This is a genomic window from Collinsella sp. SGI.033 (genome assembly GCF_050315135.1).
GTDB lineage: Bacteria > Actinomycetota > Coriobacteriia > Coriobacteriales > Coriobacteriaceae > Collinsella.
The window spans coordinates 1-22,616 of record NZ_JBNPOK010000029.1 but is presented as its reverse complement, the minus strand read 5'-3'; the positions used below and the strand labels follow the sequence as shown (position 1 = coordinate 22,616).

At 58.9% G+C, this 22,616-nt stretch carries 21 protein-coding genes and 1 tRNA gene; 8 read left to right on the top strand and 14 right to left on the bottom strand.

Features of this window, described 5'->3' with window-relative positions:
- Positions 1-887: hypothetical protein (locus ACQRC0_RS08030; protein ID WP_427729143.1), on the bottom strand; the 887-nt coding region annotated here is incomplete at its 3' end.
- 314 nt (positions 888-1,201) lie between these two features.
- On the opposite strand from ACQRC0_RS08030, the gene ACQRC0_RS08025 reads away from it, so the two are divergent.
- Positions 1,202-2,284 carry an IS1595 family transposase gene (locus ACQRC0_RS08025; RefSeq protein ID WP_158553197.1) on the top strand — a complete coding sequence of 361 codons (1,083 nt, stop codon included), beginning with the start codon at positions 1,202-1,204 and terminating at the stop codon, positions 2,282-2,284.
- A gap of 71 nt (positions 2,285-2,355) precedes the next feature.
- Here ACQRC0_RS08025 and ACQRC0_RS08020 read toward each other — a convergent pair whose 3' ends face one another.
- Together ACQRC0_RS08020 and ACQRC0_RS08015 are read right to left on the bottom strand one after the other, a co-directional pair.
- On the bottom strand, positions 2,356-2,850 hold the full coding sequence (locus ACQRC0_RS08020) for a nucleotidyltransferase domain-containing protein (RefSeq protein WP_039689008.1): 495 nt from the start codon (positions 2,848-2,850) through the stop codon (positions 2,356-2,358).
- 56 nt (positions 2,851-2,906) lie between these two features.
- Positions 2,907-3,878: an IS30 family transposase gene (locus ACQRC0_RS08015; RefSeq protein ID WP_373205034.1), complete on the bottom strand. Its 972-nt coding sequence runs from the start codon at positions 3,876-3,878 to the stop codon at positions 2,907-2,909.
- Between the two features lie 151 nt (positions 3,879-4,029).
- Between ACQRC0_RS08015 and ACQRC0_RS08010 the strand changes: the two genes are divergently transcribed.
- Complete coding sequence (locus ACQRC0_RS08010; protein ID WP_427729141.1) at positions 4,030-4,734, top strand: hypothetical protein; 705 nt, start codon at positions 4,030-4,032, stop codon at positions 4,732-4,734.
- Here ACQRC0_RS08010 and ACQRC0_RS08005 read toward each other — a convergent pair.
- The 4 genes from ACQRC0_RS08005 to ACQRC0_RS07990 form a co-directional block, all read right to left on the bottom strand.
- The gene (locus tag ACQRC0_RS08005) at positions 4,716-5,225 is read right to left on the bottom strand and encodes a hypothetical protein (protein ID WP_427729139.1); all 510 of its coding nucleotides are present in this window, start codon (positions 5,223-5,225) and stop codon (positions 4,716-4,718) included. The genes ACQRC0_RS08010 and ACQRC0_RS08005 overlap by 19 nt on opposite strands.
- Positions 5,226-5,309: 84 nt before the next feature.
- Complete coding sequence (locus ACQRC0_RS08000) at positions 5,310-5,681, bottom strand: plasmid mobilization protein (RefSeq protein WP_058985406.1); 372 nt, start codon at positions 5,679-5,681, stop codon at positions 5,310-5,312.
- A 2-nt stretch (positions 5,682-5,683) separates the two neighbouring features.
- Positions 5,684-6,763 (bottom strand): site-specific integrase, encoded by a 1,080-nt coding sequence (locus ACQRC0_RS07995; protein WP_241688558.1) that lies wholly within the window; start codon positions 6,761-6,763, stop codon positions 5,684-5,686.
- Positions 6,744-6,950, bottom strand: coding sequence for a hypothetical protein (locus ACQRC0_RS07990; protein ID WP_024963414.1), 207 nt, complete (start codon positions 6,948-6,950; stop codon positions 6,744-6,746). The genes ACQRC0_RS07995 and ACQRC0_RS07990 overlap by 20 nt, the downstream gene beginning before the upstream one ends.
- 135 nt (positions 6,951-7,085) lie before the next feature.
- Here ACQRC0_RS07990 and ACQRC0_RS07985 point away from each other — a divergent pair, with 135 nt between their 5' ends.
- A complete protein-coding gene (locus ACQRC0_RS07985) occupies positions 7,086-7,499 on the top strand; it encodes a helix-turn-helix domain-containing protein (protein WP_427729137.1) in 414 nt (137 codons plus the stop codon).
- Between the two features lie 505 nt (positions 7,500-8,004).
- Here ACQRC0_RS07985 and guaA read toward each other — a convergent pair.
- Entirely contained in the window at positions 8,005-9,603 is a 1,599-nt protein-coding gene (gene guaA, locus ACQRC0_RS07980; RefSeq protein ID WP_427729135.1) for a glutamine-hydrolyzing GMP synthase, read from the bottom strand.
- A 268-nt stretch (positions 9,604-9,871) separates the two neighbouring features.
- On the opposite strand from guaA, the gene ACQRC0_RS07975 reads away from it, so the two are divergent.
- The gene (locus tag ACQRC0_RS07975; protein WP_154517941.1) at positions 9,872-10,885 is read left to right on the top strand and encodes an asparaginase; all 1,014 of its coding nucleotides are present in this window, start codon (positions 9,872-9,874) and stop codon (positions 10,883-10,885) included.
- Between the two features lie 317 nt (positions 10,886-11,202).
- Here the strand turns inward: ACQRC0_RS07975 and ACQRC0_RS07970 are convergent, their stop codons facing one another.
- The 6 genes from ACQRC0_RS07970 to ACQRC0_RS07945 form a co-directional block, all read right to left on the bottom strand.
- Entirely contained in the window at positions 11,203-11,421 is a 219-nt protein-coding gene (locus tag ACQRC0_RS07970; protein ID WP_427719445.1) for a helix-turn-helix domain-containing protein, read from the bottom strand.
- Positions 11,422-11,896: 475 nt separating this feature from the next.
- Positions 11,897-12,280, bottom strand: coding sequence for a DUF1648 domain-containing protein (locus ACQRC0_RS07965; RefSeq protein ID WP_427719441.1), 384 nt, complete (start codon positions 12,278-12,280; stop codon positions 11,897-11,899).
- Between the two features lie 11 nt (positions 12,281-12,291).
- Positions 12,292-13,368 carry a redox-regulated ATPase YchF gene (ychF, locus tag ACQRC0_RS07960; protein ID WP_089572784.1) on the bottom strand — a complete coding sequence of 359 codons (1,077 nt, stop codon included), beginning with the start codon at positions 13,366-13,368 and terminating at the stop codon, positions 12,292-12,294.
- Positions 13,369-13,482: 114 nt separating this feature from the next.
- Complete coding sequence (locus ACQRC0_RS07955) at positions 13,483-14,736, bottom strand: 4Fe-4S binding protein (RefSeq protein ID WP_427729133.1); 1,254 nt, start codon at positions 14,734-14,736, stop codon at positions 13,483-13,485.
- Between the two features lie 144 nt (positions 14,737-14,880).
- Positions 14,881-15,948, bottom strand: a complete 1,068-nt coding sequence (locus ACQRC0_RS07950; RefSeq protein WP_427729131.1) for a glycerol dehydrogenase — start codon at positions 15,946-15,948, stop codon at positions 14,881-14,883.
- A 151-nt stretch (positions 15,949-16,099) separates the two neighbouring features.
- Positions 16,100-17,314: an iron-containing alcohol dehydrogenase gene (locus ACQRC0_RS07945; RefSeq protein ID WP_117794788.1), complete on the bottom strand. Its 1,215-nt coding sequence runs from the start codon at positions 17,312-17,314 to the stop codon at positions 16,100-16,102.
- 500 nt (positions 17,315-17,814) lie between these two features.
- Here ACQRC0_RS07945 and ACQRC0_RS07940 point away from each other — a divergent pair, with 500 nt between their 5' ends.
- The 4 genes from ACQRC0_RS07940 (at position 17,815) to ACQRC0_RS07925 (ending at position 22,533) form a co-directional block, all read left to right on the top strand.
- Positions 17,815-18,891 (top strand): hypothetical protein, encoded by a 1,077-nt coding sequence (locus tag ACQRC0_RS07940; RefSeq protein WP_427729129.1) that lies wholly within the window; start codon positions 17,815-17,817, stop codon positions 18,889-18,891.
- Positions 18,891-19,934, top strand: a complete 1,044-nt coding sequence (locus ACQRC0_RS07935; RefSeq protein WP_427729127.1) for a hypothetical protein — start codon at positions 18,891-18,893, stop codon at positions 19,932-19,934. The genes ACQRC0_RS07940 and ACQRC0_RS07935 overlap by 1 nt, the downstream gene beginning before the upstream one ends.
- Positions 19,935-19,979: 45 nt before the next feature.
- Positions 19,980-22,157, top strand: coding sequence for a MurT ligase domain-containing protein (locus ACQRC0_RS07930; protein ID WP_427729125.1), 2,178 nt, complete (start codon positions 19,980-19,982; stop codon positions 22,155-22,157).
- A gap of 299 nt (positions 22,158-22,456) precedes the next feature.
- Positions 22,457-22,533, top strand: a tRNA-Glu gene (locus ACQRC0_RS07925).
- The last annotated feature ends 83 nt before the right edge of the window (positions 22,534-22,616 follow it).

Below are 22,616 nucleotides of genomic sequence, written 5' to 3'. Positions count from 1 at the left end.
GACTGCTCCAGCAATTGCGTGGCCAAGCCCATCTCCGTCCTGAAGTCGAAGCGGACAGGCTTTCCTTCCGAATCCTTGAAGTAGGTGCCATTGAACAGCTTGGAGACCCATTTCGAGAACGAGATCTCGCTTTCCTTGTAGTTGACCTTAACGTTCTTGAACAGCGGCGTGGAAGAAAGCTCTTTTAGCATGGACAGAATGGGCCCCGGGATGCCGGTTCCCTTGCCGGCCTTTTGGTTCGACCCGTCTATGTCGCTGACAAGGTGGAACAGCCAATTGAACGTACCGATGGCGATCTTCTCGGGGACGTTCTTCCCTACAAGGGCGTTTTCGGGGAACAACAGCTTGATGAAGTTGCCGTCCGTGTCGGTGCCGTAGCCCGTGCCCGTAAATTGGCCGAGGATGGAGAAGAAGAGGCCGAGAACGGTAGGATGGTGTGAGAAATCTCGAAGGTGGTGCTGAAGCCCTCCTCCGAACTCAGGGGTAAGCTTGTCCTGAGGAATTGGGAATTTGTCTTCCAAGAACTTGATTGCCTTGGCCAGGACTTCGGTGCTGCATCTGCCGTCCTTGTCGAATATGGCCTTATCGTTTGGAAGGTCGCAGCCGAAGGCCCTCGCTGCGTCTATGACAATCTTGTCGGCTTCCTTACCACCGATCTTCGCTGCCTCTTCGATAGATAGAGGCTTGCCGAGAAACACGCTGAGCAGCCCGGTCAACAAGCCGCTTCCTGCGGCGATCCCATAGTCCAGCCTACTCGCCTTGTCTACCGCGTCGTCGAATTCGAATTCCAGGGCTTCGAAGGAATCGAGAATCGAAAGTTCATTGGAGGCTGGGCTTATGTCGAGTGTGCCGGCACTCGATACCGGGATGATTTCAAAATTGCTCATGTGCGGTCTTTCTCTTAGCGATGCGCTTTACACATCTCATCAATTATCCCACCTTTAATAACCGCCTTAGGAACATTCAGCTATATGGAGGAACTCTGGGACAATTTGTCCCAGCTGATCTCCTTAGAATCCCTCCCACTGCTGCTTGGTTGCTAAACGGAATCTTACAGATGACATTCTAAATTTACGTTTGCAAGCACCATGTCCATTAGGACCGTTGTGTTAGACCGCTTTGGATAAGTGTCCTATGCACAGTACACGCAGCAGGACCCCCAATTGCGACAATTCCATCATCAGGAAAGATGGAGGTTGCAATGGAAGACGTGCTCACCCAGCTGACGAGGCAGTTCCTCCCGCAGATGACGGCTGCCGAGAAGAGCAGGGTCCTGAGATCGCTCAAGGCGCTGATAGACGCGGAGCTTTTCGAACTCGCGGCAAGCGAGGGGGCGGAAGACGATCCCGACAGAGCCTGCCCCTGGTGCGGCTCCCCGCATTACGTGAAGAGGGGGCGAGACGGGCGCGGCCGTCAGCGGTTCCTCTGCCGAGGGTGCGCCAGGACCTTCACCGACGCCACCATGCGCATCTTCTCCACCACCAAGCTCGACAGGTCGGCCTGGATGAGGTTCGCGGAGTGCCACGTGGACATGCTCCCGCTGCGCGAGTCGGCGGAAAAGTGCGGCGTGTGCCTCAAGACGGCGTTCTTCATGCGCCACAGGCTGCTCGAGGCCATGGCCAAGCGCATGCCCGCCTTCCGCGTGGAGGCCGGCGGCGGGGCCGAGCTCGACGAGTGCTTCTTCAGGGAGAGCTTCAAGGGAAACCGCTCCAGGTCGGAGTCCGGCATGCCCAGGAAGCCCCGCACAAGGTCGCAGGGAACCGACGGGCACGAGAAGATATGCGTGCTCACCGGCATCAACGACGCCGGCGACATCTTCTACGAGATTGCGGGGAGGGGCGGCCTCGACGAGGCGGCAGCCAGGGAGCTGCTCGCCGACAAGCTCGCGGTCGGCGCGATAATCTCGACGGACCGTGCGCACGTGTACCGCCGCGTCCTGCCCGCCCTCGGCGTCGGCGCGCACATCGCCAGCAAGAGGGAGGAGCACGCCATCAACAGGGTGAACAGCCTCCACTCCCAGATGAGGCACTTCATCGGCAGGTTCCGGGGCGTCTCCACGAGACGCCTCGAGAACTACCTCGCCTGGTTCAAGTGGACGTGGTGCTTCAAGGTCCGCAGGAGCGCGGACGAGCTCGCCGAGCTCATAGTGAGGCAGGCGGCCCGCGGCACGTACGAGAAGACCTGGCGCCAGTACAAGGTGACCCCCTATCCGTTCTACGAGTACTGGATCAAGCAGGCGAAATGGGACTCGCGTGCGCGGAGGGCCATATACGGCGTGGCGTGATGTCCAGGGCGGTCTGGCGCAGCGCATCTGCGGCAAGCGCTGAAGTCGTGACCCGATGCAAAAAGCAACAGCTAGCGATATTCTTCGGGAACGTCGAAACCGTACTCACGGCATAGGAGCATGACATCGTGGACGTCGTGCTCGTCATGCTGATAGCCCAAGTGAAACAACAGCTGGCTTTCGGGGTCGATGCACGACACCTCCACCTCGCCGATGCGCCCCCTCCCCGAAAAGACCTCCCCGGGAAAACGATCTCCCTGATACAGAATATCGCCATTCTCGGCGAAATCGAAGCAATGCAGGTCGACGATGCGCCCCGCCTCGTCTTGCCACACCGTGTGATCTTCGGTGGTGAAAGATGCAGCCACCTCGGAAAACCCCTCATCAGCAATTAGATCCACGAACCTTTGGTAATCCCCGCGCTGAACGAACAGGTCGATGTCGTTATGAGCCCTGGTCTCACGCCCGACAAGCGCATCGACGCCCCAGCCGCCATCAAGATATACGCCAATGCCCGCACCTGCGGAAAGGCCGATTATCCAACACGCATCATCCTTGGTGACCATAGGAGCTCCTTCGCTTTCGCCTGCTATTTAAGCAAGAAAGATTATAGCTTGAATCTTCAAATCAAATGCAACACCTCGGAGTAGTGAATCTCGTACGGTGTTCGGTAGCCCAGGCGTTTGCGCGGCCTGCGGTTGAGCTTATCGTACACCTCCAGCACCCGCCTTTCGCTGACATCGTCTAAGGACTCGCCTTTCGGGAAGTACTCCCGCAGGAGCCCGTTGGTGTTTTCGTTGGTGCCCCGCTGCCATGGATGGTGGGGCAGGGCGAAGTAGAACTCCACCCCGATCTCGTCGGTGACCTGGGCATGGGCGGCGAATTCCTTGCCCCGGTCCAGCGTCACCGACGCCAGGGGCTGGCCCGCGAGCGACGACGGCATCCTCGCCCGCACGCACTCCGCCGTCTTGCGCCGGCATTTGCCGCCCACGAGGAAGCCGTCGCTGCGGTCCACGAGCGTCAGCAGGCATGCGCCGCCCGCCTTGCCGGCGACCGTGTCCCCCTCCCAATGCCCGGGCTCGCTGCGGAGCTCGGCCGCCTGCGGCCGCTCGGAGATCTCGTGCGTGATCGGGATCCTGCCGCGGCGCTCATCGGGCCCCCGGCGGCGCTTGCCCCTATGCCTGAGCCTCCTTTTGGCCTTGCGGCCGCCGATGCAGCCGTCGAACCTGCCCGCGTGTATGCCGCGGTAGATCGTGGTGTCGCTCACGGGGCTCCTGCCCATCTCCAAGGCGAGGCGCCCCTCTATCTGCTCGGGGGACCACTGCTGCTCCAGGAACTTTTCCCTGACCAGGTCGAACACATGCCCGTCGTCGAGGATGGCCCGTCGGCGGCACGCCTTCCTGCGCTCGTCGTAGCGCCTTTGGGCGGTCGAGGCGCGGTAGGACCGGGCGCACGAGTTACGGCTCAGCTCGCGGGAGACGGTCGACTTGTCGCGCCTTATGGCGCGGGCGATCTCGGAGACGCCCTTCCCGTCCCGGCGCATGATCATGATGTCCTCGCGCTCGTGTAGTGTAAGATGGATGTGGTGGCCCATGGTCCCCTCTTTCGTATGATGTTCTAGGCAAACACCATTCTACCGAGGGCCGTGGGCCGCTGTTCGCTGCGATGCGTTGCATTTAGAGTGAAGATTCAAGCCTTTAAGATACAGGGCCACAAAAAACGTTGAGACCTTGATTACGGAGTGTATGTCTTTCGTTATTGGGTATACGCTTTCTCGGTTTGGTTTTTTGTTTGAGGGTGAAAGCTTTTCTCATTATCCGAATCGTAATCTTCTCGAGAATAAGGACTATGTTATCGGGAAGTTATTGGAGGAACGCAATCGCTCGTTTCTTGACACAAAAATTGATCTGATTGATGCTCTCATTTCCTTTTTTAGTGGGACCAATATAGGCGGCCCATATTACTTGAAGCATTACTCGTTTGAAAAAATCTGGGAGAGCGCTGCCTTATCGTATTTACGTTCTCGTTTTCAGGGAGTTTGTAATGGACAACTTTGTTTGTCGGACTCGCCAACGGGACCTTCCGATTTTAATAAAGCATACTATGCGTTAAATATTGCAAGCCCCGGCCAAACCATGGAGCCAGATTACTATCTTTTAGACGATGGGTTGCAGTGCATCTTTGATGCCAAGTACTACTCTTCTGTTGACGATGTTGATTACAAGCAACTTGTGTATACGATGCTGCTTTCTCATTTAATCAACCCAAAAACCGGTGAGGAGTATTGCTTAGATACTTGTTCCGCATTGATCCTTCCGTCGGAAACGCGATCAAGCAGGCTGCATTTTAAAATTGATTCAAGTCAGGTTAACCTTCAAAATGGCCTGGAGATTTACGAGGAAAGACTGCCGGCAAGCGAAGTCCTTTACTACTACGTATCGATGATGTAAAGGCGATTTGCTTCAAAGATTATCCTCCCATTTCCAAGGTTAAACTCAGCTCGTTGTGCATCGTTGCTTGATGAGTCCAGTTTGAGCTTGAAAGAAATCAGGGTATTCCCAGTTAAATGCAAGGAACTATAGTCGAGTTGCCAGTAATAGCAATCTTGATTGAGTGGGACTGAATAACGGATTGCTCGAAGATCAAGAGCTTCCAATTGCATCTCTAAACAACCTGAACACCGATTAACTTTAAGCAGAACATCGCAGTTCTCAAATCGAAATAAAACGGCCTGAGGTTTCGCTTCACCGTTTGCGTAAGCGTTACAAAGGACGTAGGCCGCTACAAATTCCATCCCATACAGGTCTTCGAGCGTGGCGGATTCATTCTTCCCATAATCGTTCTTTTGATTGGGGATAACTAGCTTGGCGCGTCCAAAAGGATGCGCCAAGCTAGTTGGGCTGCTGATGGTTTCGGGCCTTACGCACGCATTGAAATTCATATGCCAAACCCCTGTCGTTGTGTATCAATGCCAGAAGAATTTTACGATGAGTACGATGGCACCTTGTCCCTACCAACGGACACCCTAGTATCTCTCAAGATCCCAAACACTTTCGTATTCTCGGTCGATATTGCTGGTGGTGTCTGCAGCTGGCGCAAGGCCGTCAAAGAACTTCGCCAGCAGTCCGATAGTTTCCTCCATTGAGGCGTCCAGCTCGCCTCCTGCGCGGATTCTGAGCAGTTGCTGGTATATTTCCGCCATTGCGTCTTTCAAGGCCTTGTAGACCCTCGTAGAGGGTCTTACGACTATCTCGTGATCCATCAGTTTGGCCATGATGAAATCTTGCTTGTCCATCCCGCTCAACTTGGCCAAATTGGTGATCCGCTCGTATTCCTCCGGGCTCACCCTGAAAGCCATGGTCTTCGACCTCTTGCGTGCAGAGTTGGGGCAGGGCATGGCTAGCCCTCCTTGGTGCACTCAAGAGCGTTGGCGATCTCGGTCTGTTTGTTCGGGAAGAGGTGGGCGTAACGGTAGGTGATATCGGTGCTCTCGTGGCCAACGCGATCAGCGATCGCCAACGCGGAGAAGCCCATCTCGATGAGCAGGGAGACATGGCTGTGCCTCAGGTCATGGACCCTGATCCTCTTGACTCCGGACTCCTTGCATCCGCGCTCCATCTCGTGCGTCAGGTAGTACTTCGTCACGTCGAAGATGCGGTCATGGGGACCAAGGTCGTCTCTGAAGTCTTCCAGGTACTCCTTCATCTCCTCGGCGAGGAACTTGGGCATGGCGATCCTTCGCACGGAGTTCGGAGTCTTCGGGTCGGTGATGGTGTCGATGCCCTTCAAACGCTGATACGACTTCGTGATGCTGAGCTCCGAGGTCTCGAAGATGAAATCGGATGGGGTGAGGGCGAGGAGCTCTCCACAGCGGATACCTGTCCAGTAGAGGACCTCGAAAGCGTAAAAGGAAAGAGGTTTGTCCATGATGGCCTCCGAGAACCTCAGATACTCCTGCTTCGTCCAGAAGTTCATCTCTCCGCCTTTCTTCGAGCCCATCTTCGTTACCTTCCTGCACGGGTTGCCCGTCAGGTCGTAGTAGCGCTCGGCATGGTTGAAGATGGCGTTCAGCTGGTTGTTGATGGTTCTGAGGTAGGTGGCCGAGTACGGCTTCCCGTTGGCGTCCTTGTGGTCGATAAGCTGGTTCTGCCAGCGGACGACGTCGATGGGCTTGATCTCGGACATCCTCATCTTCCCGAAGAAGGGGATGATCTTGTCCTTGATCATGTACTCCTTGGTCAGCCAGGTGTGCTCCCTGATTCGAGGCTTGATCTCGGTGGCGTACACGTCGACGAAGTCCGCGAAGAGCATGTCCATGGTGCCGTTGTGGACAGCAAGGAAGTCCTTCTCCCACATGAGCGCCTCGAGCTCGGTGGCAAAGCCCCTCTTGACCTTGTGCCGCTTCGCGCCCCTGCCGTCGCGGTAGAAGCACTGGGAGTAGAACGTCCCGTTCTCGCTTCTATATACGGGCATCTTCATCACCGGCAAAGAATCTTGCCTCGAAGTGGTCGGAGCGGACGCGGCCCTTGACCACCGCGCGACCCTTCTTGATCTGCTCCTCGTTCATCTCCTGGATGATCTTGTAGGCGAACCCTTTCGACATGTTCAGCCTCTGTGCGACCTGCTCGGCGTTGAGCATGGTGGGCCTGTTTTCTTCCTGGTTCATTTGTCCTCCTAATATCGTACGATTACGTACGTTTGATATGAGCGAATCATAATCGTACGCTTTCGTACTGTCAAGAAATTGCGTACGTTTGCGTACGGTGCTAGAATTACGAGGTTTAGATTTTCAGGAGGGAAGATGACGACTGGCGAGAAGATCAGGTACTACCGCAAGCTGCGCGGGCTCTACCAGGGAGAACTGGGCGAGAGGATCGGCGTCTCGGAGGGTGCGATCCGCCACTACGAGACGGATTTCAGGACCCCCAAGCAGCCTCAGGTGGAGGCCATTGCCGAAGCCCTCGATATCTCCCCGCTTGCCCTGAAGGACTTCGGGGTAGAGAACGCCCGAGACCTCCTGGGCCTCCTTCTGCAGCTGGAGGACGAGTTCGGCATCGTGCCCGCTGAGGATGGCTCTGGTCTTTCTATCGACGCGTCTGCCGAGAAGGCGCCCAAGACGGCCCAGATGCTCAAGGCCTGGGCCGCAAAGCGAAACGAGCTGGAATCCGGAGAGATCACGCCGGAGGAATACGCCGACTGGAAGGCCAAATTCTAGGAGTAAATATTTACTGAAACGCGAGCAGGTGGCTTTACCCCCGCAATTGGGAGTGAAACACCTGCTTTTCTTATGCCCGAAACCCACCATTCGAAGTGGGTTAAAGCCGATAAAATCGCTTGGGGGAGTAATTTTTTACTCCCCATTGTTGACCTGCGGTTTTGCTGAAAAGCCACCATATTTCGCCCCGTTGAGTTTCAGTTGAGTTTTGGGGTCCGTTTTGCCCCACTGGGACAGGCGACTGGGACAATTTACTCCCCCAACAAACCTTTTACTCCCCGTCCGTGGGGTGCCGCCATGTCCGCCCTGTACGGCAATTAGGAGTAAAACTTCCTAAAACAGCAGGTCAAAGCATAAAAAATACCCCCGATTTCAAGTGGAAATCGGGGGTATCTCGCTCAATTTATTCCCCCAAGTTGCTGGGGGCTTTGCGTTTCTTCCGTACGCTGCGACACTCTGCGGTACTCAGCGGACGGAAATTCGACGCCTCGAAATAGCCTTTCGACTACTCCCACTCGATGGTCGCGGGCGGCTTGGACGTAATGTCGTAGCACACGCGGTTGGCGCCGGGGACCTCGGCAACGATGCGGCCGGAAATGCGGGCCAGCACATCGTAGGGCAGCTTGGCCCAGTCGGCGGTCATGGCATCACTGGATTCGACGGCACGCAGGATGATCGGGCGCTGATAGGTGCGCTCGTCGCCCATAACGCCAACGGACTTGATGTCGGGCAGGACCGCGAAATACTGCCAGCAGCTGTGCTCGGAGTTGCGCTCGCCGGTCTGCTCAAACAGGCGCTGGTTGTAGGCATCCAGCTCCTCGCGCACGATGGCATCGGCGTTTTTGAGGATCTCGAGCTTCTCCTTGTCGACCGCACCGATGATGCGGATGGCCAGACCCGGGCCCGGGAAAGGCTGACGGAACACGATATGACCCGGCAGGCCCAGTGCCAGACCAAGCGCGCGGACCTCGTCCTTAAAGAAGTGATCAAGCGGCTCAATGAGGTCGAAGTGTACGCCCTCGGGGAACGGGATCAGGTTGTGATGGCTCTTGATGGTGGCCGTCTTGCCGCCCGTCTTGCGAGCGCCGGACTCGATGATGTCGGGGTAGATGGTGCCCTGAGCCAGATACTTGACCGGCTTGCCATCGGTCTCGAGCTGCTGCGCCACGGCGAAGAACTCTTTCCAGAACTGAGTACCGATGATGCGGCGCTTCTCCTCGGGCTCGGTCACGCCGGCCAGAAGCTCGGCATAACGGTCCTCGGCGTGAACGTGGATAAAGTCGACATCGAACTGCTTGGTGAAGACCTCCTCCACCTGCTCGGGCTCGCCCTTGCGCAGCAGGCCGTGGTTGATGAACACACAGGTCATCTGCTTGCCCACGGCGCGAGCGCCCAGCGCAGCCACGACGGAGGAGTCGACGCCACCGGACAGGGCCAGAATCACGCGGTCGTCGCCGACCTTCTCGCGGAACTCGGCCGTCATGGTCTCGACCAGGTTGTCCATGCTCCAGTTGGGCTCCAGGCCGCAGATCTCAAACAGGAAGTTGCTCAGCAGCTGCTGACCGTACTCGGAGTGCTTGACCTCGGGGTGGAACTGCGTGGTGAAAATCTTGCGCTCGGGGCACTCCATGGCGGCAACCGGGCACACGTCGGTGCTGGCGGTAACGGTAAAGCCCTCGGGCACCTCGGACACGGCGTCGCGGTGGCTCATCCACACGGTTTGCTTCATGGGCGTAGAGTTAAAGAGCTTGGCGCCGGCCGTGCGTGTGATGGTAGCACGGCCGTACTCGCCCACCTCTGAGTGGCCGACCTTGCCGCCGAGCGTCACGGCCGTGATCTGATGGCCGTAGCAGAAGCCCAGGACGGGAAGGCCCAGGTCAAAGATGGCAGGATCGATGGACGGAGCGTCCTCGGCATACACGGAGGCCGGGCCGCCGGAAAGGATGAGCGCAGAGGCGTTCATCTCGCGAATCTCATCGGCCGAGATGTCGCAGGGAACAATCTCGGAATACACGTTGAGGTCGCGGACGCGACGGGCAATGAGCTGACCGTACTGCGCGCCAAAGTCGAGTACGAGGACCTTTGCGGAAGCCTTTTGATCCATGGTTTCCCCCTCTTGTTGGCGGGGAGCCGATGCCCACCCGCGCGAATAAACGAGAATAACTTTCATAGTGTACACGTTATATGGGGTTTCTCGTCCCTCGCAGCCATCAGCGCACGGCAAACGCACGACCTGGGCCCCTATTTGACGGCAATTGAAGTGTTACCAAACGTTACAGATGATGTAATACGTTTGAACATTGGACACCCTGTGCCACAATACTGCCGAACGACTCCGCCTCTGGGGCGGCAAATACGATAGGAACACCAACATGAAGCGCATCCTTCTCATCGCCACGGGCGGCACCATCGCATCGACCGAGGACGGCAACGGCCTCTCCCCCGCCCTGACCGGTGAGGAGCTCGCCCAGAGCGTCCCCGAGATCTCGGGCCTCTGCGAGCTCGACGTGGTGCAGCCCATGAACATCGACAGCACCAATATGCGCCCGAGTGACTGGATGCGGATCCGCGACGTCATCGTCGAGGGTTATGCTGACCACGACGGCTTCGTGATTCTGCACGGCACCGACACCATGAGCTACACCGCGGCGGCGCTTTCTTACCTGATTCAGGACAGCCCCAAGCCCATCGTGCTCACCGGCTCGCAAAAGCCCATGGGCAACCCCTTTACCGATGCCAAGCTCAATCTGTACCAGAGCCTGCTCTATGCGCTTGACGAGCATTCGCACGACGTCTCAATCGTGTTTGGCGGTGTGGCCATAGCCGGCACGCGCGCCCGCAAGCAGCGCACCATGAGCTTTAACGCGTTCATTAGCGTCAACTATCCGCCCATTGCCTACATCCGCAACGACCGCATCGTGCGCAACGGGCTCCACGGCACCCACCAGAATGAGAGCCCGGTTCGTTTCTACGACAGTATCGACCCGCGCGTGTTTGTCCTTAAGCTCACGCCCGGCGTGAATCCAGGCATATTGGACGCCCTGACCGATAGCTACGACGCCGTAATTCTGGAGACCTTTGGCATTGGCGGTATTCCCGAGTTTGGCGAGTCCGGCGAGTCATTCCAGGAGGCAATTTTCCGCTGGGTCGATTCGGGTCGCACCGTCGTTATGACCACACAGGTCCCCGAAGAGGGCCTCGATCTGGGTGTTTATGAGGTCGGCCGTGCCTACGCCGACCATCCGGGTATTTTACGCGGCGACGATATGACCACCGAAACGCTCGTGGCCAAGACCATGTGGGCGCTCGGCCAGTCACGTGATGCGGCCGAGATTCAGCGCCTGTTCTACAGCCAAGTCAACCATGACCGCATCCCGATGGTGTAGCTAAAACAAAATCCGCCTCTTTGGGCCTTGTAGGGCACGTGGTACCTCTCGGAACGTGCAAAAAGCGGAGTTTTCAGCACCCGCCCCTTCCGGAAACGTTAAAACCGCTAGCTGTAAATCGCTTTTCGGTTCGATAGGCTCGTCCCACGCGTCTATTATTCCTCATAATAATGAATTTTGTGGATAATCCAAAACAGCAAGCATCGTATTTGCGCCTTCGGTTGCTGTCAATTTATTGAGGGATGCTGAATACTCGGGTTTTTGCACGCCGCCGTCGGGGGGACCCGTTCAGCAAACGAAAAATCTAGCAAAAACGCCTACTCAATGCCCTCGAGAAGCTCTGACACCGTCATGCCAAGCGCGGGCGCAAGTTTAAATAAAATCTCGAGCGTGCTGTTTGCCGTTCCGCTTTCGATTTGATCGAGATAAGGTCGGCTGATTCCAACCGCCACGCAAAAATCGACCTTGGAGATACCAAGGGCCTTGCGCGTCCGCTCGACTCGCTCGCCAAGAATCTGTTTCGCATGTTCGTTCATGCAGACGAGTTTGAAATGGAGCAAAACAAAAACGTAAACTATAGTTTACGTTTTGCCCAATATACAGGAGTTTTCTATGTCGGGTTCTTCGGTCCGCATGTACCGAGCCACGCTTCGCACAAACAGCGCACCGCCCAAGCTCGTCGTCGTTGAAGCAGAATGCCTTTCGCCCGATGAGCGCACAGCATTTGCATTGCTATCAAGTCGCGTCGCCGCCGTTTTGGTCCCTTGCCCGGCGCAAGGTGAACTTGCCATCCAATGCCAAGCGCACGGCTGCTCACTCAATCAGGCTGCCGTAATAGCAACCAGCCAGTGTGGCCTACCCCTTCTCTTGGAAGCCGGTATCGCGCTCTGCCTTCGCGGTGCCGGATACGAAAACGAGGCCGCCGCCGATGTGGTCTTTCAACCACGATCGAGCGGCGGCCTCGCAGCAGCCATCGAATATGCTTGCAGGCTCGTTGCCTAAAGGCGCAAGCTAAAAGCCCAGGCCAAAGCCTGTGCCGGTAATCGCCGAATACATAAAGTAGACGTTAATTACGTTGAGGAATACGCCCGTGATGCAGCCGTTTCGCAGGTAGCGCTCGCACACGATGCGCGCCATGGCGGCGGAGTCCTCGTTATTCTTTGCCTGGCGTCCCGCCGTAAAGTACGTCGCCACGCTCAGCAGCAGGTTGAGTACCGGCAGCGCCAGCAGCTCATAGCTCTTGCCCCAGCGCGTCACCTCACCGGCGGCATTAAACTTTGTTGCCACCTCGGGACCAATGTTGGGGATTACAAACGCTGCGACCACCAGCGGAAGCACTGCAAGCACCAGCAGCGCGATGCCCATGTAGCCAGCTTTTTTTCCATATTTAAACATGCTCGCCGTCCTTACACGTTAAAGCGGAAGTGCACGACGTCGCCATCGGCCATGACATACTCTTTGCCCTCGATGCGCAGCTTGCCAGCAGCCTTGGCGCCTTGCTCGCCACCGAGCTCGATGTAGTCATCATAGCCAATGACCTCGGCCTTAATAAAGCCGCGCTCAAAGTCGGTATGGATGACACCGGCGGCCTGCGGGGCGGTCGCGCCCTGACGCACCGTCCAGGCCTTGACCTCCATCTCGCCAGCCGTAAAGAACGACTGCAGACCGAGCAGCTTGTAGGCTGCCTGCGCGAGCACGTCCAGGCCGGGCTGCTCCAGGCCCAGGCTCTCCAGGTAGTCGGCCGCATCCTCGGGATCGAGCTCGGAAAGCTCGGCCTCGATCTTGGCGCAGATCGGCAGTGGCTTGACGCCATCGATGGGCGCCAGGTCCTCGTTGAGCATGTCCTCGTCCACGTTGGCCACATACAAGATGGGCTTCATGGTGAGTAGGAACAGGCCCTTGGCAGCGGCGCGCTCCTCGTCGGTCATCTCCATGGACGCGGCGCGCTTGCCCTCGTTGAGCCAGGCGAGCAGGCGCTTGGCGACCTCAAACTTGGGCATGAGCTCCTTGTCGCGCTTGGCCTCCTTCTCGAGCTTAGGCAGCTGCTTCTCGAGCGTGCCCATGTCGGCCAGGATAAGCTCGGTCATGATGGTGTCGGCATCGCCGGCGGGATCGACGAACTCGCCCGTGCGACCCACCTCACGCATGACGTTGGGATCCTTAAAATAGCGCACGACCTCGCAGATAGCGTCGGTCTCGCGAATGTTTGCCAAGAACTGGTTGCCCAGGCCCTCGCCCTCGTTGGCACCCTTCACCAGGCCCGCGATGTCGACAAACTCGACCGTAGCCGGCACAATGCGGCCAGGGTTGACAATGTCAGCAAGCTTTTGCAGGCGGCTATCGGGCACATCGACGATACCCACGTTGGGGTCGATCGTGGCGAACGGGTAGTTGGCGGCAAGGCCGGTCTTTTTGGTAAGCGCGGTGAACAGCGTCGACTTGCCCACGTTGGGCAGGCCCACGATACCGATGGAAAGGGACACGACAGCTCCTTTTGGTACAGGTACTTCAAACTGCATAAGTATAGCGCCGCCGCAGCATCCGGGCGAATCCGGACACCGCGGCGGCGCAAATGAAGCAGAGATTGGGGTAGCTGGCTAGTCCGCGAGCTTCTCCACCTGGTCGAGCATCTTGTCGAGCTTGGCCTTCGCCTCGGCTTTTACCTTTTGGGCCTCTTCGTGGGCTTTGGCCTTCTGAGCGGCCTTTTCCTCGGCTTCGGGGTCGACGACAACCAAGTTGGACGCATCGTGTTCGACCAGCTTGAGCGCATGTTCGGGACAAACCTTGACACAGGCACCGCAGCCCAAGCAATACGTGGACTCCAACGCGAAGCGGCCGCTTCCCACCAAATCGCAGGCGAACGTGGGGCATACATTGACGCACTCGCCACACGACGTGCACTTGTCAAAATCGCACTCCGGCGTGCTCACCTGCATGTTCTGGGCAAGCTCGGGATGGTTCTGCAGTGTCGAAAGCACCAGCTGCCGCCCATGCGTGAGCGAACGGCGACGCTTTGCCGTCGTGGTGCCGCACATGGTGTTGAGCGTGCGCTCCAGCTGGGTAATCTGATGGCGATGGGCCTTCAGCTTCTGCGTCACCGAGGCCAGCGCCGCCGTCGCCGGGTTGAGCTTGGTCACCGTCAGACCCGTCGTGCGGGCAATCTTTTCCATGTACTCCTTGCGCTCGTACTCGCGAAGCTTATGGCACTTGAGGTTCTTGGGGTCGACCTCCAGGCCCATACCCGTGCCAGACCACTCCTCAGCCTTCGCAATCGCTTCGCCCAGGATATCCTCGCCGCCGGTGTTGCGGCATTTATCGCACACGCCCAGCGGAAGGTACACGCTCACGTTGGGATAGTCCGCCAGTACCGAGAACCAGGTCTCGGCCGTAATATCGCCCACGCAGGCAACGACGACCTCGTTCTCGCGCGGCATGCGCTTGAGGGCGCGCGTGCAGGTAACGTAGGCGGTCTCGTGGCTCGTTGCCGCCGAGACAATGTCGTCATACAGGTTTTTGGGCGCCAGGCGCGGCGAGATGATTGCCTCGGTCGGACAGGCAGCGGCGCACAGGCCGCACTTGCGGCAGGAGTCGAGAATCTCGATGGAGTCTTCCTCGACCTCGATAGCGTTGACCGGGCACACATCCATGCACGCGGAGCAGCCGCTCTTTTCGTTTTTGCAGGTCAGGCACGGAATGGTGTTGCCGCGCGGACGCTCCTTATAGTCGGCGGGATTCCACTGCGGCGCCGACGGATCGAGCGCATCGGTCACGCCGCCAAGTGGGTTTTTAAGAAAGTCGAAACCCTTGCTGATCTCGATAATGTCATCAAACAGATCGTGTTCCTGCGCCATGCGCGGCCCCTCCCTGAGCAGTGCAAACAAGCAAGAGATAATGATACGCCATCGGCCCACGCCTCGGGCAAATTACACGCGGCGCATCTTTGAGACAAATAGCCTATCGCCGCCTCGATTGCACAAGGTCAATCAAGCGCCAAGCTATGCCTCGCACATGAGCTGCACGAGCTTTTGTTTGGTCACCTTGGCCTGTTCGTTAGCCATATTGCGCTCGTTCTTAAAAGTTGCGTCCGCAACGCTCAGCAGGTCGGCATCGGAAATCTCGCCAAGGCCCAGCTCCTCGAGTGTCGTCGGCAGACCAACGCGCCGGCAAAACTCGAGCACCTGATCAAGCTCGGGTGCGCGCTCCAAACGAAGCTGCACCACCAGGCCAAATGCCACGGCCTCACCGTGCATGGCCTTGCACTCGGGCAGAATCGTCAGGCCGTTGGCGATGGCATGGGCAAGCGCTAGGCCACCGCTCTCAAAGCCAACACCCGAGAGCAGAATATTGCACTCGATCAGGCGCTCAACCGCCGGCGATATACGACCCTTTTTAAGATCGCGCTTGGCAGCGACGCCGCACTCCATGAGTGTGTCATAGCAGGCACGAGCCGCAACCAAGGCCAAGTGTCCCGGCGCGCCACCGTGCCCGTTAGCGCCGTGCGCCGCGGCGCACGAACGCGCCTCGAAATACGTTGCCAGTGCGTCGCCCATGCCAGCGACCGTCATACGCAGCGGGGCTGCCGCGACCACGCCGGTATCGACCACAACCAAATCTGGATTCTTTTCGAGCATCAGATAGCGGTCGAACGACCCATCCTCGTGATACAGCACCGAAATCGCGCTGCACGGACCGTCCATCGAAGCCGCCGTGGGGCATACGCACAACGGCAACTCGGCATAAAACGCAACGGCCTTGGCGATATCGAGCATCTTGCCGCCGCCAATACCCACCACCATGTCGCAATACTCAGACTGGGCCTCCTTAGCCATTTCGACAACGGCCTCTTCCGTACACGGGCCGTTGTAAATCTTAAAGAACGGCTCGCTTAGATCTTCGTCCAGAAATCCATCGACGATCTGCCTGCACAGCCGATCCTCGGTGCCCTGGTCAAACAAGACATAGGCAGCGCAGCCCAACCATGACAAATATCTGCCCTGACGCGAAAGTTCGCCCGGCCCCTGAACATACCGGCCGGGACCGCCATAAACCATAGGAAGCGCCATACGAGAATCCGCCCTTCATCAAACAACGATTGGTGCAAAGCCACCTGTCCCCTTGTGGCAACTTGGCGCATTGAGGACAGGTTAGATTGCACCATAGAAAAAGGGTCCCGCGCACAGAGCGCGAGACCCTTATCAGAACAATGTGTGCCGATTAGAACGTGACCGGGGTGTCGGTGTAGACGCACTCGAGCAGCTGCTCCATCTCCTCCTGAGACGGCTGGCGCGGGTTGGAGCCCGTGCAGGCGTCGAGGATGGCGTTGGCGGCAACGTCGTGCTTCTTAGCCTCGAACTCATCGTAATCGATGATGGACTCGTCGGCCTTCACGCCCTTGGCACCGTAGTTCTTGATGCCCTGCGGGATGTCGAGCTTGTCGTTGAGGTCGCGAATCTCCTGGACCAGAGCCTCGACCAGCTCGTCCTCGGTCTCGCCGGCGAGGTGCAGGATCTCCTTGGCGATGAAGGCGTAGCGGCTCTTGGCGCGAGCGTCCTTGGCGTTGAACTGGATGACCTTGCCCAGGTACATGGCGTTGGCGCAACCGTGGATGATGTGGTCGCCCTCAAAGGCGGCACCGGTCTTGTGAGCCATGGAGTGGACAATGCCCAGCAGACCCGAGGAGAAGGCGATGCCGGCGATGCACTGGGCGTCGTGCATGTGCTGGCGGGCCTCATGATCGCCCTGATAGGACTTGGGCAGCCACTCGACGATCTCGCGGATAGCATGCAGGGCGTTGGCGTCGGTGTACATGGAACCAGCGGTGGAAACGTAGGCCTCGATGGCGTGAGTCAGAGCGTCCATACCAGTGTGAGCGCACAGCTTGGCGGGCATGGTGTAGGTGAGCTCGGGGTCGACGATGGCGACATCAGGGGTGATGTTGAAGTCGGCCAGCGGGTACTTGATGCCCTTGGCGTAGTCGGTGATGACGGAGAACGCGGTGACCTCGGTAGCGGTGCCGGAGGTAGAGGAGATGGCGCAGAAGTGAGCCTTCTGACGGAGCTCCGGGAAGGAGAACGGGACGACTGCCTCCTCGAAGGTCTCCTCGGGATACTCGTAGAACAGCCACATAGCCTTAGCGGCATCGATGGGCGAGCCACCGCCAATGGCGATAATCCAGTCGGGCTGGAACTCGGTCATGGCCTCGGCGCCCTTCATGACCGTCTCGACGGACGGATCGGACTCGACGCCCTCGAACAGCTTGACCTCGAAACCGGCCTCCTTGAGGTCGGCCTCGACGTCCTGCAAAAAACCGCCGCGGCGCATGGAGCCGCCGCCGGTCACGATGATGGCCTTGCTGCCCTTGAGGTTCTTCACCTCGTGGCGAGCGCCCTCACCAAAGTACAGATCGCGAGGATTGGTAAAACGTCCCATACTGTGCCTCCTAAACAAGCCCCTCTTAGACTTGCGTATATAACGGAGCACCCGATTGGCTCCGTTAGGACCGTTTTGCGCGTTGCCGGCGACGACAATGCGCGATGTCTAAACGTCTCAACGCTCAGACAAATAGTATTTTACCGTTCTGGTTGGTCAGTTATTTACCGAAAGCCGACAATGATGAAACGTTTTTTCTATCCCTGAAGACCCTTATGCGGCATTCATACTCCCAAGCTGGGCAAACGTTTTATCAAGGTTGACCACATATCCAGGGCAGGACTGTGCCCCTCCAAAAGACACACCGTTCGCCGCCAAAAATCGACCGTTTGCGGCACCGTGATACCACTCGGTCGTCCAAGGTGCCGACATTTGTGCGACATCCGTCTTCGTGGTGCAAAGGTGCATGTCCAAGTGCGGCACTCCCAATGTGCCTCATGCGGGTAAACTAGAACCTTATATAGAGACATTTGAACCCTAACCGCAGCAAAGGAGGCCCCATGGCATTCGATCCCATTCAAGAAGATTGCCATCGCCTCGTTCTTGAGGCCTTGCGCCGCGACAATATCCCGCTCACCGACGGCCCTGCCGTAGAGCGTCTGATGGAACAATTCACCCGCAACCCCGCGCCGCTCATCGTGCACGACCGCGACCGCGCCGGACATCTGATTGCCAAGGTAGTCGAGGCTGTCGACTACCGCATTCCCTTTATCCCTGACGATACCCAGGCAGAGCAAGAAGAGACCGCTGCCGAAAACATGCTTCGCGAGGCAGCCACACTCGACCCGACCAACTGGGACGCTCAGCGCATGTTGACCGCCCTCACCGCTAACTCCAACGAGGAGTACGTACAGTACTTGGTATCCAAGCGCGATGAAGTCGAGCACGACCTGGCACTCAAGATCGCCTCGGCGCAGGACCCCTACGAGCGCGAGGCCGCAGGCGACCTTACACGCCGCCCCTACCTGCGCTGGCTTGCCGCCCTTGCGTCGCGCGCCCTCATTAGCGGCCGTTACCGCCTGTCGCTCGAAACCGCAAACCGCAGCCTGGACTTTGCCCCCAACGATCCGGCCGGTGTCCGCCACACTGCGATGCTCGCCATGGCAAAACTCGAATACCCCGCCGAGGAGCTCAAACGCTTTCGCTCTGCCCACTCCGTCCCCTATCTTGCCAACACGCCGCTGCGCCGTCGTCCCAAGGACGCGGAGCGCGACTTAGACCCGTGGACGCTCATCGCGCTGATGAGCGCTGCCTGGCGCGAGCTGGACTACGAGGGCGCCGAACACTACTTGCGCATCCTTGCGCGCTCGTGCCCGCACGCAGCCGAGGCGCTTTACTTTCAAACCGAGTTTCCCGATGGCGTCTATGCCCGCGTCAACGTGGGCGTGGGCTCCACCGACGAGCTTGTCCTTGCGCTGTCCGAAGCGACGCCGGTACTGCAGGAGGGCTTGGGCGCCCCCGACAACGCCAGCTTTGCCGCCTGGGTCGCCACCAACGATATCGTGCGTTCCCAGATCGACGAGCGCATCCTGCGGGCGGCCGAGCAGGGCTTGCCGTTTAAGGGAGGAGACCTCTAATGGATCCGAGCGTCTACATCCCCGCCTACCTGGAGCGCGCCTACGTTGCGTCGCACCCCGAACTCACCGATGCAGCACGCGATCTTGTCCATAACGACGTAAGCGTCAACCCTCATAAGTATGCGCAGACCGAGCATGCCCAGGCACTGCTTTCCTATGCCGGTGTTCACCGCCACCTGCTCGACGAGCTCCATCGTATCGAGGATATGGGCAGCGATGAGGAGTTTGAGCAGACGCGCAACCGCCTGTTCGACGATATGCGCGATGAGCTGCTCAAGATCGTCCGCGTCGATGCGTATGTCTTCGATGCCCAGCTGCTTGCCATCATTTTGGCGGACACGCCCGTCGACGCCTGCCTGGGCGACCTGATGAAGCTCGAGGCGACCACAGCCGATTACTTACGGCAAAGCGTGCCCGGATTCGATATGGAGGCCCCGCACTACTGGACCAACAAGGTGCTGGCAGACGGCGTGACGGCGGCCGATCTCACCGTGAGCGAGCCGGCGCTTATCGGGTGGCTCCACACGCTCGAGGCCATCTCGCAGCTGTGCATGGCGAGCGCTCGCTACCGTGCTGCCGTCAACTATTCTCGCCGTGTTCTTAAGGCGGAAGGCTATCCCACCCGAGCTGCCGGCACCGTGCTACTCGCCCTCGCTCGTCTGGAAGACGAGGACGGCTTTTTTGCCCTGGCCCACCAGCTCGAGGAGCAGATGGGGGCCGATGTCCTCGAGAACTCCCCCTGGTACCTGCTCGCCCGCACGATCCTGCTGTTCAAAACGAACAAGATGCGCCCGGCGACACGCGCGCTGCGTGAGTTTGCCAACCGCTGCGAGGGCGGCGCGTTCTTTTTGCTGAACCCCATGTATCAGACGCCGTACCTTCCCTGCCGGCCCGAACCGCACGACCCCTGGGACCTTTCGCATCAGGCAGTTTGGGAGGCCGACGGCATCATCTCGGATACTCCCGACTTTGCCCCCTGGGCCAGCGCTTGCGAAGACGTATCGCAGCTTGCCCAGGAATTTGCGCGCCGTTACGGCTTTTAACGGCACGATCGCCATGACCATGTCATTCACGTTAGGAACGGCTTCATGAACTTCCGCTCATCTCTCGCCTGCACTTCGAGCGATATCGCCCGCTGGGGGCTGCGCTCCATCCTTAAGCGCCAGGGCGGCGTACTCCCCGGCCGTATCGCCATGAAGATCGACCCCGAGCTGCTAAGCGACCTCGCGAGCCTTGTCGACTGCAGCGTGGTGGTCACCGGCACCAACGGTAAGACCACCACCTCCAACCTCATCGCCGACGCCGTTGCCGCCAGCGGCGCCACCGTGGTATGCAACCGCGCCGGCAACAACATGGAGCCGGGCGTGGTGGGTGCCCTGCTCGAGGGCCGCAGCGATCTTAAGCGTGCCGCCAGCAGCAAGCGCGTAGGCGTCTTTGAGTGCGACGAGCTCTACACGGTGCGCGTCTTGCCCAAGCTCAAGCCGACCTACTTTGTGCTGCTCAACCTGTTCCGCGACCAGCTGGACCGCTACGGCGAGATCGACCACACCCAGGACGTCATAGCCCACGCGTTGGAGCTTTCGCCGGCAACGACGCTCATCTATAACGCCGACGACCCGCTCTGCGCCTCGATCGCCGCACGCGTCCCCAATGTGAGCATCGCCTTTGGCATCGACGGCGCCACGGGCACCGAGTCCGATCGCATTAGCGACTCGCGTTTTTGCTCGCAATGCAACGCGCCGCTGGAGTACGACTATGTGCAGTACGGCCAGCTCGGCGCCTATCATTGTCCTTCGTGCGGTTGGAGTCGCCCCGCGCTGGTCCGTCGCGTGACAGGCGTTGAGCTCGGCTGCGACGGCTACGGCTTTGACCTGACCTTTGGACCCGAGGCAAAAGCGCCCGCAACGCACATCGCCACACGCTACAACGGCCTGTACATGGTCTACAACGTTGCCGCCGCCTTCTTTGCGGCGCGCGAGTTGGGCGTGGACGCAGCGCATCTGCAGCCCACGCTCGATGCCTACGTCCCCGCCGGCGGACGCATGGGCCGCTGGGAAATCGCCGGCCGCACCGTCGAGGCAAACCTGGCCAAAAATCCCGTGGGCTTCGATCGCCAGATCCAGTCCATTAAAACGGCAGGCGGCAGACTCTGCGCCTTCTTCCTGAATGACAACGACGCCGACGGCCACGATGTCTCGTGGATCTACGACGTCGACTTCGAGCGCATCGCCGATACCCCAGGGCTTATCGCCTTTGCCGGGGGTACGCGCGCGCACGACATGCAGGTGCGCCTGAAGTACGCCGGCATCGACGCCGCCATCATCTCGAATATCGAGCAGGCGATCGGCGCCGTGGCAGATGAGGCAGCCGATGACACCTTCTACGCCGTCGCCAATTACACGGCATTCCCGCCGCTGGTCAAAGAGCTCGACGGACTTAAAGACGCCGATGCGAGCTCGGTTGCCTCCTGCGCCGTAACACGCACCGATGGCAGCGCCGTCCCCACCGATATTGCGCCGGTCGAGCTTCCGCGCCCGCTGCGCATCGTCTATCTGTATCCCGATGCCCTCAACCTCTATGGCGACGGCGGCAACGTCATCGCCCTCGAGCGCCGCTGCGCCTGGCGCGGCATTCCCGCGCGCGTGGACGAGGTCCGCATGGGCGAGACGCTCGATCTTACCGACGCCGACATCGTCATGATGGGCGGCGGTGCCGACCGCGATCAGTTGGCTGTGGCACACGAGCTGCTCGCTCAAAAGGACAAGGTTGCGACATATGTTGAGGACGGCGGCTCGTTGCTCGCTATCTGCGGCAGCTATCAGCTGCTCGGTCGTTCGTACTATATGGGCGAGAATCGCATCGAGGGTCTAGGTGTCATCGCCGCCGAGACCGTGCGCGGCTCCGACCGCCTGATAGGCAACGTCGCCGTCAAGACCGACCTGGCACCCGAGCCCTTTGTGGGGTTCGAGAACCACGGCGGCCGCACCCTGCTCGATGCAGAGGCCACGCCGCTCGGAACATCTGTCGTCACGGGCACCGGCAACAACGGCGACGACGGCTTTGAGGGCCTCATCTACAAGGGCGTCATCGGCACGTACCTACACGGACCGGCACTGCCCAAGAACCCCGAGCTCGCCGACTGGCTCATCGCCCATGCCCTCGAGCGCCGTGGCGATGCACAGGCCGCCGCCCTGCTGCCGCTCAAGCCCCTCGACGACACCTACGAGCACGCCGCCCACGACGCCGCGATGAAGCTCCTCCCCTAACGCCCCGCCACCACAAAGGGACAGGCATCTTTGTGGTGGTTTTGACCCGTCCCAGCGGTTTGTCTCAATCTGTAACATCTAGACCACCAAAGGTCGTCTTACTGTTACAGATTGAGACGTTCGTCCCGACGCCTGCATTTTGTCTCAATCTGTAACAGATAAGGCCGATTTACCCGCCCAGATGTTATAGATTGAGATTTTTGAAGATCGGGGGGAGAGGGCCAGCTCCTGTGTGGTGGTTTTCCAGTTTGCCAACGATATACGCGCCGACAAAAAAGTCTGCTATACTCTTTCCCGCTGTCCCCATCGTCTAGCGGCCAAGGACGCCACCCTTTCAAGGTGGATATCGCGGGTTCGAATCCCGCTGGGGGCACCATTTGAAACGAGAAGCCCGTTACCCCCGCGGTGACGGGCTTTTTTCTACCCATATGCTGGGATTCGAACCCGACAGGGTGCGGA